This is a genomic window from Paenibacillus sp. ClWae2A (assembly GCF_032452295.1).
Taxonomy (GTDB): domain Bacteria; phylum Bacillota; class Bacilli; order Paenibacillales; family Paenibacillaceae; genus Paenibacillus.
On sequence record NZ_JAULSQ010000013.1, the window covers coordinates 60,066 to 74,033 of the forward strand.

The following is a 13,968-nucleotide window of genomic DNA, read 5'->3' on the forward strand; positions in this document are numbered from 1 at the left end:
TCACTTCGATTGTTTCTGAAGATGCTGTTGTCTTCTCCATTCATCAATAAACAAACCTGCAAAATAGGGGTCCCATTGGGTCCCTTTTCCTTCTTCCAAAATCGTTAGCGCTTTCTCGTGACTCATCCCATTCCGATATGGTCGATCAGACGTCATGGCATCAAAGGCATCCGCTACCGCAATGATGCGGCCAAAAAGGGGAATATCATCACCAGCCATCCCATCCGGGTATCCTTTGCCATCATATCTCTCATGGTGAGATCGTACACCTGGCAGAAAGTCGGCCATGGCATCAATAGGCTCGATCTGTAACAAAATACTCTCTCCCTGCACGGGATGTGTGCGAATAATCGCGAATTCTTCATCGCTTAGTTTTCCATCCTTCAGCAGTACCTCATCAGGTATGCCGATTTTCCCGATATCATGAAGCAGGGCTGATTTGTACAATAAATCCGCCTGTTCCTCATTCATTCCGCTTAGCTTGCCAATCATCAGCGAATACTCTGCCACACGCATGGAATGCCCAGCCGTGTACTTATCTCGGGCGTCTAAAGCAGCAGCCAGTGTAGAAAAATAACTTTGCAACAGCTGTCGATTGCGTTCCTGTCTCATCTCCAGCCGATTAATCATCATATTGAATCCAGAAATCAGTGCCGAAAACTCATCCGCATATAGATCCGGAGCTCGTCTGCCAAGATCTCCCCCCTGAATTCGGTTCATCTCATGTGTCAGTTCAGCAACCGGATCACGAACATCACGAATCAACAGCCAGCTTCCCACCAGCGCAAACCCCGCGCCCAGAACCACGATGAGAATTCCCCACAGAATGTACTCTTTGGCAAATTCACTGTCCATATACTGAAGTCGGATATATGTAGCCAGGAAAAATAGAAATAGAGGGAATAATCCAATCAATGCCGTACTTAGCTGAAATTTACGCTGGATTGATACCAGAATGCGTCCTCCCAGTGAAGGCTCCATCCCGTATTGGACTTTGCCTCGATGACGAATCTCAAGTAACAGGGGTCTAATCGCCCGCACCGTTAGGTAATACTCAATCAGCGCATGCATGATAGCAATCAGAAAGGCGCATGCGGCGGCCACGACAATATACAAATAAGGGAATTCAAGCGACCCTGTGGATATCATCCACATTGTTAATCCGGCTGCCGGAAGGGAAAAACCAAGCATGTGCGGACCCATGATCCGATATATGGTCTGTCCCGGGAAACGATGAATTTTCTCATACATGTGGTTCAATTCGTCTCTCTCATGATGCTCGGAAGTGAAAAATTGTCTTATGGGGCCAAGCTGCACCCACAGCGTAATTAATTCTGCAACCAGCATGAACAAGAGTGAGATCAGTACAATGAAGATGAGTCGAACAAATTGAATATTGGGTATTTGCAGAGTAGATACCATAACTACTGTACCGACAACAAAAACAGCTGCCAGTGAACCGATCAGATAATTGCGAATCAGGCGAAAGATAAATGAACGGTATGCTTCCAACTGAACCCCTCACTCTCTATGTGCAACCAGTTCTCCCTTGAGACACGGGGAGATTAAGGGTATTGCCTTCTATTTGTTTATCGGTTGCTTCGACTAAAAAAATTAATAAATTCCAATGGGTGGGCACCAGAACTGGAAAACACAAAAAGGCCGCTCCACGACGGAGCAGCCTTTGGTGATATATCCTATATTTATCCTTTAATCTTGGCAGCCAGGATCATCGTCCCCCGCGGCTCATCCCCCATTGCATCCGGTTCAAGCGTGATGGCAACCGTATCATAGTCGTTGGCCGAATCCAATGTGTAGTATACCGCTCCCGTCCCGTCACGACTAAGGAACGTACCGGCATTGTGAGGGGTATCTCCTTTGATCAACCAGACCTGAAAAGCCTCGTTGCCTTCCAGATTCGGCAGGTTCTCAGCCTGCACAACCAGGTGAGTGCCTTTGCTGTCAATAACGATGGTTGCGAGACCCTGAGCTACAATGTCCTGCGTTGCAGGATTCAGCTTCACTGCCTCGCCCGTCTGCATGCCCTGTGCAGGTTCCAGAGCTGATGCCAGCTGCTCTTGCAGCTGTGCATTCTGCACCTGTGCCTGCACCAGTTGCTCTTGCGTAGCCGACGAGCCCGCCGCTTGCTGCGTCAGCGAGTCGATCTGACTCTGCAGCTGCGCCGTGTACACGCCCAGCAACAGTGCCGCTGCCGCAAGGCCGGCACTGGCTATGCGCCATGCGCTGCTGCTGCGCGCACGCGCGCGCGCTTGTGGCTGCCATGGCTGTGCCTGGGCAGCCTCTTCCACCCGGGCCGCAGGCACCGCCGTTACCGGCGGCAAGCCTGGCCCGGGCTGCGCCGCACGTTCGTGCTGCGGCGCAAGATCCTCCTGAAGCACCACGGGTGCTTCAGGCTCTGCAGGAACAGCCGCTGGCTTCGCCTCAGCGCTCTCCTGCACATGTCCGAGCACGTTGCCCAGCACACGTGCTCGCATGCCTGGCGGCGGTGCTACAGGTTCCGCCGCAAGTGGCAGGAAGCCAGTCACTTCCTGCAATTCCCTCACCTCCTGGCGACAAGGTTCGCAAGTTGCCATATGCGCTTCAAACGCAGCCACTTCCTCTGCTTCCAGTCCGCCCAGCACATACATCGGTGCCAGATCAGACCACTCCTCATGTCGTTCTATCATGGATGTATGCCCTCCCTTCCCGCGTCCGGATGCAATTCAGCATCGGCCAGCAACTTTTGGAGTTGTCGCATGGCAAGCCTGACACGGCTCTTTACTGTACCCAGCGGAATCCCGAATCGGCTGGATACTTCCTGCTGGGTTAATCCCGCATAATAAATCGATTCTATAACTTGTTGCTGATCACCGTTCAATTGGGACAACGCCTCTTTGATCCGGGTACCTTCCCATTTACGCTGCACTTCTTCTTCCGTGTTTGTATGCTCATCGGCATAGGCCGCCAGTGTCTCGTGTTCAACTGAAGTAACCGCTGCCCCTTTTGATTTCCGCCTCAGCATGTCCACTGCAATGTTACGCGTAATCGCAAACATCCATGTGGTCAGCTTCCCCTGTGAGGCATCGTAACGTTCAGCATTATTCCAGACCCGCATAAAAAGTTCTTGAACGGTCTCTTCTGCCGTCATGGGATCACCAACGATACGATAGGCGAAAGAATACACCGCTCGCTCATAACGGTCATATAAAAGCTCCAGTGCGGAGGCATCACGTTCCGCGATCTGCCGCATTAACCTGCTGTCCTCCATCGATTCAGTCATGCGAGGGCCCCTTTCTGTTTCTTCCCTCTTATTATAACCTACGCAGAATCTTTTGAAGAGGATTACCTCTATGAAGAAATAGTTTGAAAAATTTTCTGTATCTTTTCAAACTAACCTTTCACCTTCTAACTTAAAAACAACCCGAAAATATGTTGCTCTGGTCGCGCTTTCCTTTTTATTGCAGAAAATTACAACCTGTGGTATACTATAAAAGTTGTATTAAACAACCTCATATGATTTCTGTCTTCTTTAAACCCCGGAATATTTTCTTCATGCTGCGACCGCAGCGAATTTTAAGCACAATTAACCTATGAAGATTGAAGAACCTGAATCACAATAACCCGGTAGTACAGAGTTTCACAAGATGTTCCCATTCACACTGGCGCGGTCATCGGAGCCGCAAGGACAAAAGAGAGGTAGGGCTTTTGTTGTTTTGGATATCACTTATTCTTGAGAAGATTGAAAACATACACAAAACACCCGGAATTGGGTTCCGGGTGTTTATCCATGTCTACATACACATTTCAGCACCACCATCAGACTGTCGGACACCGTTCCTTCATTGAGAAGATTCTTCCTTACGCTTATCAGACGCTAACGAATCCTGCACACCTTATATTGAAGATTTCAGTGCTATGTAAAATCTAACGAATCTCAGCCACGTTAATTCATGTCACTTCATGAATATAGGCTCCAAACATGCCCAGATTCAGATAATAAGGTGTCTACAATTCGTTAAGCCTTCAATTTTTGCAGAAATGCATGGAATAGAGCCTGTGGAGTTCGTTAAAGAAAGTACTCCCGAAGTAAAAAAAGGACAGCGCAGGATGAAATCCTACGCTGTCCCTTTCTGAATCATAGATACGTTATGCCCCGATTTGGAACTCAGAGTTTATTTAGAGCACCTATCGTAACGATCCACGATCAGCAAAGTTTCCTTGCACTCACAAATACTTAGATAAACATCGTTTTGGAGATAATGACCAGCAGGATGAACAGTACGAGGATCGTGCCCATGGAACCCCAGCTTCCGCCGCCATGACCATAGGATACTCCACAACCCTGTTGATAACCGTGCATCATTGGAGCCTGATTGGCATGGTGTCCGTATCCATAGCCATATCCCATTGGCATTGTTCCACAACCATATCCATACCCATGCATTTCATGACCTGTGTATTGGTATCCTTGCATATACTCATAACCTCCCGTATGTCCGTATACGTGTCCCTGTCCGTTCGGTGAATTCGGTTTTACTTCGCTCATTGTTCATTCCTCCTTAACATTTGCCTACACCCCTAAGCTATGTATTCAGCCTACCTCTGGACCGGGCTATCGCCCTCATTTTGACAAAATGGGCGTTAAGCCATCAGGTACCTTCCCTATTTTCGAAGCATACGCCGTCCCTCCATTTCTTGAATTCCACCAATTCTTTCGTTCAACCACAAGCTATCTCATCTCCCTGGCTCTCCACCATGCTTGTCCTTTAGAAAAAAAACCCCACCGGTTGCCCGGCAGAGCTCGCCATATTATACCCAGAATGATTTAGTGATGATTACGAGAAGAATGAACAGAACCAGGATTGCTCCAGTCGATGTCCAGCCGCCGTATCCTACGCCTTCAACTACTTTGCTCATGCAGAACCCTCCTTCACGAATATATTAGGGTCCAAGCGGTTTATTAGATCAAGAATGCTTTAGAAATGATGACCAACAAGATAAAGAGAACCAAGATCGCGCCAGTTGATGTCCATGCTCCGCCGTATCCACCTACTACTCCACTCATGTAAACCCCTCCTTTGATTTGAGGTACAGTTCACTATATGCACCAATCACACATGGGACCGGGCTCAGGTCGAAAATGGGCTGTTTTTTTCCACCAACTATTCGCTAATTGCACCTAAATAAAGGGTTAGTTCTTAAGTCGGAATGTTATGTTTAGATATGTTTAAGTCATACATAAATCTCACACTTATATTAATCATCAAATGTATGTACTATCATTCAAAATGGATACCACTATGATCTATTATTAGATTTTAACTTGTTAAATACAGATAAATTCCCTTTTTAGTAATTATGAATACTGAAATCTTTATTTATGTTATTATTTTACTAATAAAGTAGAAAGGAGTGTCCATGCCCACCGTCTAAACTAGATTATCCCAAACGAAATGATGAACTTAGAAAAAATCCCAACCGATGGGAAGCACATTAGGAGAAATTAGACATAATGAAGAAACTTATTACGATTTTGGCATTAGCCACATTGCTTAGTGCTTGTGGTAATTCAGAAACAAACACAACAACCAATAGCCAAACGTCCGAAGCATCCAAGGCAACTGAAACTGTCTCAACAGAAGCAAAAGCTACGAAATACACTACATATAGTGGAGAAGGATTTTCTTTTGCATATCCTGAATCCTGGAAAAGCCTAGATACAAGTCAAATGAATGTGCCATCCATTAAAGCTGCTTTTTCAGACCAATCTTCATCAGCCACATTTGCAGATAATATGAATCTGGCGATTGAGGCCAGCTCAACCGGTTCAATTAATCCTGAAGAATACGCCAATAATATAGTTGATTATTACACACAAAACGGTTCAAGCATCGGCATTTCCGATTATAAAAAAACCAGCTATACGAACAAGCCTTATAAAGAATATAGCGCTGGTGTCTTGGAAGGAGCCTATAAACACACATCGGGTACAGATGTTGTCCTTGTCCAATATCTGATTCCAACCAATACAGAACTCTATAGCATGACATTAACCTATGCCAAAGATACATATAATCAGGACGAGGTCAAAGATATCCTGGATTCCCTAAGCATTACTGCTCCTCTGGAGCAAACAGCAACAACTGCCACGACTGGAAATACATCTGCCACAGCATCAGTTGCCGATTTCTTTAATGAGTTAACTCCGTACATTACGGAAGATACAGCCTTTATGGAGCAGGCTTCATATGATTTCTTTGGCAAGCATAGCGATGTATTCCCTGCCAGTACGGCAAAACTCCGCAAAAAGGCGAAGGATCTCGTAGACACCAATGTAACGACCCGACATCTGAATAAAAATGTGGCTAACTATTATGATCAATTCGTGCAAGTCAGCGGTGAAGTCATTTCAGTGGAGGAAGATAACTCTCTCGGAGCAACCTTCTCTGTCGTTCATGTCATGGATGAGAACGGAAACGATATTATAGCGCTATATCCTGCAACAACCGGAGATTTGCTTGACGGTGATTATGCCACGGTTATCGGTGCTCCAATTACCAACTTCTCTTTTGAAAATGTTGGCGGTGGTTACACCAACGCCACTTTGATTGGTGCCTCATTGGTAGTTGCAGATTAATTAAAATGTTAAATGAGTATACAAAAAGGCCAGCTCTTTAAAAGACTGGTCTTTTTGACATTCGATCTAGGGATGTAGAGTATTTACATTAGGAATTAATTGGGTCTTGCCTGAAGTGACGTCAGTTTATCCTGAACCGATTGTAACTTCTGTATACTTGAGGCATCCGGTTTATCACGACGGTCGTCAATTTTGACGGATGTGGACACACGCTGAGCTCCTGACAAAAACGGCGCTTCATGCAGAGCCGCAATTGCTGTAAAGATCTCGTTAAGCGGTCCCTCAATAATGGTGCTCATGGAAGTTAACTGATACGTAATGCCCCGTTGATGTTCCAATACCTTTTGCATGTCCGCCACATAACTGCTTAGACTCGTTGTACCCGTTCCGATTGGAATTACAGTCACTTCTGCTATTGCCATTCTGCTCCGCCTCCTCTGGGCCCCGTGAACAACCGCTGCCGCTAATTTTAGTCGATTTTTGACTATTTTTATTCTACCAGTTGAATGCGTTACAATTCAAACTGACGTGAAGACGTCATTCAAATTGGTCAAAATTTTTTTTTGATAAATCTTCAAATCTTCCAGTCCTTTTCCTTTGCGGATTCCTGGCTTAAATGGTATACTCGGAATTACGTTTTACTGGTTCCGCCCACTTTACAAACACAATATGTTGGGTTACAGTATGTTGACAGCTACAAAATGTAGTAACACTAGATTTCTCCGCTTCTAATAGTCACCTTCTGCAATCTCGCGAAAAACAGGATGAAATCACCTCCAAAGGCACGTCCCTGTAGGTGTAAATCGCTTTCTCGAAACAGAGTTGACACGGAGGTTAACGGGGCTGTTTGGACTGCATCCGGTATCCTCAAACTACAGGCACATCTGCATATAGACAAAAGCTTACATAAGCACTCTTTTCTGTCGATATCCTGAACCTCTAAGACAGTAAGGAAGCAGAGCATCCATGGGCATTTTCAGCCGCGAGGCGGGAGAATGCTTTTTATATGAGCATGTTCTGCATTGTGCTGCTTTGTGCACCTCAAGTTGAGCGATTTAAGACATGAACTTGTCACCGCCGTTTCAGTCCGCAAAACGTAACCTATTTCTTTTTCTCACCGTAAGAAGACACTCAATTCTTTATATAAAGAATTTCTCCAATTTATCTCTTAAACATGCGAAAGCGAGGAATATTCATGCCACAAGTTGTGACCAAGCCGAACAACCGCCAGCTTGCCTTTGATGATATGCGCATCTCGGTATATGCCGACCGTATTCTGGAAGGACTGGACATGCTCGACAAGGAACGTCTGGTACGTGGGGTAAACAGCAAGCTCCGCCGTGATGAAGTTACCGGAGACGAAATCAGCAACGCTTTTATCATGAGCGCACTGGAACTGGTAACTAAAGAGGAGCCTAATTGGAAATTTGCAGCGGCACGCTCCCTGCTCACTTCCCTTTACAAAAAAGCGGCTACCAACCGCAGATACAAGTCTTACCCGGACGAGCCCTATGGTGCATTCCATCCCCTTCTTGTAGATCTCGTGAAGAAAGGTATCTACCGCGAAGAATTGCTGGAATGTTACACCAAAGAACAGATCGACGAACTTGCTGAGTGCATTGACTACCGCAACGATCTGCTCTTCGATTACATCGGCTTGCTCACACTGGCAGAACGTTACCTCGCACACGATTTTGATGGAAAAGTAATGGAATTGCCGCAAGAGCGTTATATGGTTATCGCCATGTTCCTAATGCACCAAGAGCCTGCCGAGAGACGTATGGATCTCGTCAAGGAAGCATACTGGGCAATGAGCAACATGTACATGACTGCAGCTACGCCTACGATGTCCAATGCAGGTAAAAAAGTAGCCGGTCAACTTTCCAGCTGCTTCATTGATACGGTGGACGATTCACTCGAAGGTATCTTCGATTCCAACACGGATGTAGCACGTCTGAGCAAGATGGGTGGCGGCATCGGCGTTTACCTCGGCAAAGTCAGAGCTCGTGGTTCGGATATCCGTGGTCACCAAAATACAAGTTCCGGTGTAATCCCTTGGATTCGCCAACTAAACAATACAGCGGTCAGCGTAGACCAGCTCGGTACGCGTAAAGGGGCCATTGCCGTCTACCTGGATGTGTTCCACAAAGATATTCTGGCCTTCCTCGATCTGAAGCTGAACAACGGCGACGAGCGTATGCGTGCGCATGACGTATTCCACGGCATCTGTCTGCCTGACTTGTTCATGGAGCGGGTATCCACCCGTGGCGAATGGAGCCTGTTCTGTCCGCACGAAACAAAGAAAGTGATGGGCTGGAAGGACGAGAATGGTCGTGCACTCGGACTGGAAGATTTCTATGATGAGTCCTTTGGCGAAGGTGCGTTCCGTGATAAATACGAAGAAGCGGTGAATCACCCACTGCTGTCCCGGATTACAGTACAGGCGATTGACATCATGAAGCGCGTACTGAAATCCCAACTGGAGACAGGTACGCCATACATGTTCTACCGGGATACGGTTAACCGCTCGAATCCTAACCGTGCACACGGTATGGTATACTCCTCCAACCTGTGTACCGAAATTATGCAGAACCAGTCTGCCACTGTGATTGAAAAGGAAGAACTCGTAACCAAGGATGGACAGACTCGCATCGTGATTTCCAAAGTACCTGGCGACTTCGTTGTCTGCAACCTGAACTCCATTCACTTGGCACGTGCCGTGCCTCACAATGTATTGGAGCGTCTGGTACCGATTCAGGTACGTATGTTAGACAACGTTATCGACATTAACAACATTGAAGTGTTGCAAGCCCAATATACCAACAGCCAATATCGCGCAGTCGGTCTGGGAACGTTTGGACTTCACCACCTGCTTGCTCTCGAAGGCATTCATTGGGAGTCAGATGAAGCGGTAACGTATAACGATAATCTGTACGAAAAAATTAACTACCTGCTCGTGAAATCCAGTATGGAGCTGTCCAAAGAAAAAGGACATTATCCGAAATTCAAAGGTTCCGATTGGGAAAGTGGTCATTACTTCGACCAACGCGAGTACACATCAGGTGAGCGCGTAGGCGAGTTTGTGACAACCGAACAGTGGAAAGAACTTCAAGCCGAAGTACAGCAAAACGGTGTACGTAATGCCTGGTTGTTCGCCATTGCACCTAACGGTTCCACGTCCATTATTGCCGGTTCAACGGCTAGTATTGATCCGCTCTATGAGCTGTTATCTTATGAAGAGAAAACAACTTACAAAATTGCCAATCCGGCTCCGGATCTGTCCGAAAAAACAAGCCCTTATTACCAAACGGCGTTCCAGGTGGATCAACATGCTTCCATTAATATGGCGGCTGCCCGTCAGCGCCACGTCGATCAGGGACAAAGTTTCAACTTCTACGTTCGACCAGATATTAAAGCAACAGAATTCCTGGAATTGCATCTGCACGCCTGGAGAGCCGGCATGAAATCAACTTATTATGTCCGTAGCCGTGCATTAACGATTGAAGAATCTTGATTTTTGCGCAAGTTACGTATTATCCATGATAGAGAAGATTTACTAGATTCAAGGTGACCACCAGGGCATCCTGTTTTGATTGCAAAATGGCGTTGCCCTGGTTCTTTTTTGCCTAAAACACGATCACAGCATCGCAAGATGTTGATATAGATGCCACATTATACAACCCTAATATATATAAAAGAATTAATGATTACACGATAACGAAGAGGACAGAACAAAGCTGAAGAAGCGGAGCTAAAAGCTTTCTGTAAGAAAGCTACTTCGGAAGCATACACTTCGCCTTTATCACCGGATTTTCCCCTTTGAAAGAGGGAATCAAAAAAATCAGGGGATAACAGCGATCGGAAGGTTGTTCTGTCATCGTAGTTATACAGTGTAAATTCATTCAAGGAGTGAACGGAACAATGCAAGTACAGAAAATTTTCAACACCGAAGCCCCTAACCAATCAACCCGTATTATTGAAGGTGAATGCTCCGGTATCCTGAACTGGAACGACATTCGCATGCCTCATATGTACAAATTGTACAAAGTACTACTGCTCAACCACTGGATCGCAGACGAGATTCCAATGTCCAAAGATGCTTCCCAGTTTGCTCAACTGGATGAGGAAGAGCAACGTACATTCAAAATCAACATCTCCCTGCTCGCGGTTCTTGATTCCATGCAGACGATGTTTGTTGGTGATGTAAAACGTTACTTTACCGATTCTTCACTCGAAGCGATCTCGGCCATTATCGGACAACAGGAAGTCGTTCATAACCAATCGTACTCTTACGTCCTGTCTTCCATCGTATCTGATCGGGAGCAAAAGGAAATCTTCGAATACTGGAAACATGATCCAGTACTGCTTGACCGCAACCGTTTCATTGCTGATATCTATCAGAACTTCCGGGACGAGCCGTCTCCACAGACGTTCTTCCAGGCTATGGTAGCCGATCTGGTACTTGAAGGTATATTCTTCTATAGTACGTTTGCCTTCTTCTACAACCTGGCCCGTGACCAGAAAATGATGGCAACCAGCCAGATGATTTCGTATATCCAGCGGGATGAAAACCAACACTGTTACTTCTTCGCTGAAGTGTACAAACAGTTGCTGGTAGACTTCCCTGAACTGAACACACCTGAGAACATGGACTATGTATACAAAACAATCCATCGTGCTGTTGAGCTTGAAACGAACTGGGCACACTACACGCTCAGCAACGTACGCGGTATTGACCTGAACGAGTTGGAAGATTACATCAAGTACATCGCCAACAAACGTCTGCGTCTGATGGGTATGGAAAAAGCGTATGAAGGTGTGGATGTAAACTGCATGCCTTGGATCAAACCATTCTCCGATGAAGCACTGAATGCAACCAAAACAGACTTCTTCGAAGCTAAATCCCGTAACTACGGTAAAGTTGGCGACGATAATGGATTTGACGATTTGTAATAAAGAATAGACTACAAATAAAAACAACACTCCCTGAATGGTGGCTATAATGCCTAAGTTCAGGGAGTGTTGTTTAATTCGTATGTACAAACATCATATCAGCGTTGAACTATTATAATGTAATAGAGATATTTCTTAATCTAATAAATTCAAGAATCGTATATAATTCTTGAAATTTTTCATTATTCAATCTTCTCTCATTTGCCGTATGAATATGAAACGGGTCATACATCGTGATATTAGCAGGTGTTTCATCAGGATGATAATGAGCATGGAATTTCATAATCAACTCTTTTTGATCATCATACCAATATAACTCGATGAATCCCCCGTTTCGATCTATCTCCTCTACACAGTACATCTTCGATAGATCATTAAAGACAATTGTTTTACGAATAGTTCTAGCACTGCTTGGAAGACCCTGGGCACCATCTCGAATCTCCATAATAATATCTGAAAAATCATTCTCAATAAAACGAAAATTACTTTTCGGTATCTTTAAAGCCAAGACGCTGCCTCCCCAAATGGTGTTTCCAAACTTGTGCATCGGTTTCTTCTTCAGGTGTTAAGTTCAACTTAGTTCCGAGTGTCCGTTCGAATTCCCCTTTGTATTTATCTTCATATAAGGCAATTTGCCCTGTGTGGTAATCCAGGTCACTGACTTCTATTGTGGATTGGTGTTCTGCCTCTTCCTTTTTCCACATAGTCACAATCTCTTTAATCGTCGTTCTCTTACCTGATCCATACACATATGTAGTATCGTCTGGGATGAGATTATGTTTGTTGGACCCGGCTCTTTGAATCCCCATAAAACGGCCTTGATCAATCCAGTTGAAAATCGTCGTAATACTCACTCCAAAAAATACAGATAATTCTTTAGGAGTATAAGAATGGACATCTCTAGTAGAAGGAACACCACTGTCTGTAATTCCTGTCGGTACATCCACTGCTTGACTTAACGCATGTTTGAGAAGAGTAACATACTTTTCTCTAAAGATATCAGCATCTTCAAAGATAGATTCATCCAGGCTACGAACAAATTCAGCATTATTCTTGACTGCAAGTGCCAGCACTTTGAACAGTAAAATGCTATTATCTGCATTGCTCAAGCTCTGAACTAACTCAGAAGCAATCTCATCCGTGTTCTGACTAAATATATTCTTTTCAACTCTTGTGATTCCCATATCCATCTCACCTCACACTCCTAGTATAGGATAGTAAAGTTTAACTTTCAACATAATACTTAAACAAAGTTAAACATAACTTAAACTTTAAATTTTGAACTTAAAGTATACTTAAACATTATGCTACGAAGATACTGATTTATACATTCTCCAACCAACACACACTTATTATATAATGAAAGAGATTCATACCCCTCCTACGGAAGCGAGGCCTATTCATGGAAAGAGAACTGCTGGAACAAATCAACTTGTGGCATGAGCAGGACCAATTCAGTCTCATTATTGAACATATTGAACGTATCCCCGTCTCAGAGCGGGATTATGATCTGATTGGTCAACTCGCCAGAGCCTATAACAATGACGCACGTTACCGCGAAGCCGTCCAACATTTGTTGTCTGTCAAGGAGCAAGGGGTAAACGATCCGCTCTGGCAATACCGCTTGGGGTACGCCTACTGTTATATCGCCAACTATGAACAAGCACTTTTGGCTTTTGAGAGAGCGGACGAACTCATGCCGCACGATGAATCTACCTTGGAATTTCTTCGTCAGGTTCGTCCCGAAGCGGACAAGATGCGTCGAGACCGCCAGCGTCATGCAGAGGAGCTTGCTGCATTCGAGCAGAGCGGTATACAGAACCATCTAAGAGCCGCTTCAGGGACTTATAATCCCGCAACGTTCTGGGTACAGAGTGATTATGCGCAGGAAAATCATTTATCAGAACCTTTTGACGAAGAAGAAATTGTGTCTATTGAGCAAGAATTAGGTTACAAACTGCCCGCTTCCTATATTCAACTGATGAATACGCAGAACGGCGGTATGCCTGCGCTCACTATATTTCCCACCAAAGAAGCGACTTCCTGGGCTGAGGATCACATTGCCATTTCAAGCATTATGGGAATCGGACACGATAAAATATACGCACTCGCTGGTGAGCTGGGAAGTCGGTTCATGATCGAAGATTGGGGATACCCCGACCTGGGGATTGTGATCTGTGATTGTCCATCCGCTGGTCATGATGTCGTTATGCTGGATTATCGTTTCTGCGGTCCTGAAGGTGAACCCTGTGTAGTTCATGTGGATCAGGAAAATGATTATGAGATTACATATCTTGCGCCGAATTTTGAAACTTTCATCCGTGGATTGGTCGATGAGGATACGTATGACCTGTCTGACGAAGAAAATGAGGACTAAA

General features: G+C 45.1%; 13 protein-coding genes. 4 read left to right on the forward strand and 9 right to left on the reverse strand.

Annotated elements, in window-relative coordinates; genetic code table 11:
- The 6 genes from QVE09_RS26150 to QVE09_RS26175 form a co-directional block, all read right to left on the reverse strand.
- On the reverse strand, positions 1–1,512 hold the full coding sequence (locus tag QVE09_RS26150; RefSeq protein ID WP_315939167.1) for an HD domain-containing phosphohydrolase: 1,512 nt from the start codon (positions 1,510–1,512) through the stop codon (positions 1–3).
- 191 nt (positions 1,513–1,703) lie between these two features.
- Positions 1,704–2,687 (reverse strand): anti-sigma factor domain-containing protein, encoded by a 984-nt coding sequence (locus tag QVE09_RS26155; RefSeq protein ID WP_315939168.1) that lies wholly within the window; start codon positions 2,685–2,687, stop codon positions 1,704–1,706.
- Positions 2,684–3,280: an RNA polymerase sigma factor gene (locus tag QVE09_RS26160; RefSeq protein WP_315939169.1), complete on the reverse strand. Its 597-nt coding sequence runs from the start codon at positions 3,278–3,280 to the stop codon at positions 2,684–2,686. The genes QVE09_RS26155 and QVE09_RS26160 overlap by 4 nt, the downstream gene beginning before the upstream one ends.
- 954 nt (positions 3,281–4,234) lie before the next feature.
- Positions 4,235–4,546, reverse strand: a complete 312-nt coding sequence (locus tag QVE09_RS26165; RefSeq protein WP_315939170.1) for a hypothetical protein — start codon at positions 4,544–4,546, stop codon at positions 4,235–4,237.
- Between the two features lie 263 nt (positions 4,547–4,809).
- Positions 4,810–4,917 (reverse strand): sporulation protein YjcZ, encoded by a 108-nt coding sequence (locus tag QVE09_RS26170; RefSeq protein WP_201028111.1) that lies wholly within the window; start codon positions 4,915–4,917, stop codon positions 4,810–4,812.
- Between the two features lie 43 nt (positions 4,918–4,960).
- Positions 4,961–5,065 carry a hypothetical protein gene (locus tag QVE09_RS26175; RefSeq protein WP_017690880.1) on the reverse strand — a complete coding sequence of 35 codons (105 nt, stop codon included), beginning with the start codon at positions 5,063–5,065 and terminating at the stop codon, positions 4,961–4,963.
- Between the two features lie 447 nt (positions 5,066–5,512).
- Here QVE09_RS26175 and QVE09_RS26180 point away from each other — a divergent pair, with 447 nt between their 5' ends.
- Entirely contained in the window at positions 5,513–6,637 is a 1,125-nt protein-coding gene (locus QVE09_RS26180; protein WP_315939171.1) for a PsbP-related protein, read from the forward strand.
- 95 nt (positions 6,638–6,732) lie between these two features.
- Here the strand turns inward: QVE09_RS26180 and QVE09_RS26185 are convergent, their stop codons facing one another.
- Complete coding sequence (locus QVE09_RS26185) at positions 6,733–7,059, reverse strand: MTH1187 family thiamine-binding protein (protein WP_017690882.1); 327 nt, start codon at positions 7,057–7,059, stop codon at positions 6,733–6,735.
- Between the two features lie 773 nt (positions 7,060–7,832).
- On the opposite strand from QVE09_RS26185, the gene QVE09_RS26190 reads away from it, so the two are divergent.
- Together QVE09_RS26190 and QVE09_RS26195 are read left to right on the forward strand one after the other, a co-directional pair.
- Positions 7,833–10,151 (forward strand): ribonucleoside-diphosphate reductase subunit alpha, encoded by a 2,319-nt coding sequence (locus QVE09_RS26190; protein ID WP_315939172.1) that lies wholly within the window; start codon positions 7,833–7,835, stop codon positions 10,149–10,151.
- A gap of 407 nt (positions 10,152–10,558) precedes the next feature.
- Positions 10,559–11,590: a ribonucleotide-diphosphate reductase subunit beta gene (locus tag QVE09_RS26195; RefSeq protein ID WP_062837278.1), complete on the forward strand. Its 1,032-nt coding sequence runs from the start codon at positions 10,559–10,561 to the stop codon at positions 11,588–11,590.
- A 112-nt stretch (positions 11,591–11,702) separates the two neighbouring features.
- Here the strand turns inward: QVE09_RS26195 and QVE09_RS26200 are convergent, their stop codons facing one another.
- Together QVE09_RS26200 and QVE09_RS26205 are read right to left on the reverse strand one after the other, a co-directional pair.
- Positions 11,703–12,098, reverse strand: coding sequence for a toxin-antitoxin system TumE family protein (locus tag QVE09_RS26200; protein WP_315939173.1), 396 nt, complete (start codon positions 12,096–12,098; stop codon positions 11,703–11,705).
- Positions 12,073–12,780, reverse strand: coding sequence for a MerR family transcriptional regulator (locus tag QVE09_RS26205; protein WP_315939174.1), 708 nt, complete (start codon positions 12,778–12,780; stop codon positions 12,073–12,075). The genes QVE09_RS26200 and QVE09_RS26205 overlap by 26 nt, the downstream gene beginning before the upstream one ends.
- A gap of 212 nt (positions 12,781–12,992) precedes the next feature.
- Here QVE09_RS26205 and QVE09_RS26210 point away from each other — a divergent pair, with 212 nt between their 5' ends.
- Positions 12,993–13,967, forward strand: a complete 975-nt coding sequence (locus tag QVE09_RS26210; RefSeq protein ID WP_315939175.1) for an SMI1/KNR4 family protein — start codon at positions 12,993–12,995, stop codon at positions 13,965–13,967.
- Position 13,968: the final 1 nt, after the last annotated feature.

Coding starts and splice junctions, on each gene's coding strand:
- QVE09_RS26155 (WP_315939168.1), bottom strand. CDS start 2,687: ATGATAGAACGACATGAGGAGTGGTCTGATCTGGCACCGATGTATGTG.
- QVE09_RS26160 (WP_315939169.1), bottom strand. CDS start 3,280: ATGACTGAATCGATGGAGGACAGCAGGTTAATGCGGCAGATCGCGGAA.
- QVE09_RS26165 (WP_315939170.1), bottom strand. CDS start 4,546: ATGAGCGAAGTAAAACCGAATTCACCGAACGGACAGGGACACGTATAC.
- QVE09_RS26170 (WP_201028111.1), bottom strand. CDS start 4,917: ATGAGCAAAGTAGTTGAAGGCGTAGGATACGGCGGCTGGACATCGACT.
- QVE09_RS26175 (WP_017690880.1), bottom strand. CDS start 5,065: ATGAGTGGAGTAGTAGGTGGATACGGCGGAGCATGGACATCAACTGGC.
- QVE09_RS26180 (WP_315939171.1), top strand. CDS start 5,513: ATGAAGAAACTTATTACGATTTTGGCATTAGCCACATTGCTTAGTGCT.
- QVE09_RS26185 (WP_017690882.1), bottom strand. CDS start 7,059: ATGGCAATAGCAGAAGTGACTGTAATTCCAATCGGAACGGGTACAACG.
- QVE09_RS26190 (WP_315939172.1), top strand. CDS start 7,833: ATGCCACAAGTTGTGACCAAGCCGAACAACCGCCAGCTTGCCTTTGAT.
- QVE09_RS26195 (WP_062837278.1), top strand. CDS start 10,559: ATGCAAGTACAGAAAATTTTCAACACCGAAGCCCCTAACCAATCAACC.
- QVE09_RS26205 (WP_315939174.1), bottom strand. CDS start 12,780: ATGGATATGGGAATCACAAGAGTTGAAAAGAATATATTTAGTCAGAAC.
- QVE09_RS26210 (WP_315939175.1), top strand. CDS start 12,993: ATGGAAAGAGAACTGCTGGAACAAATCAACTTGTGGCATGAGCAGGAC.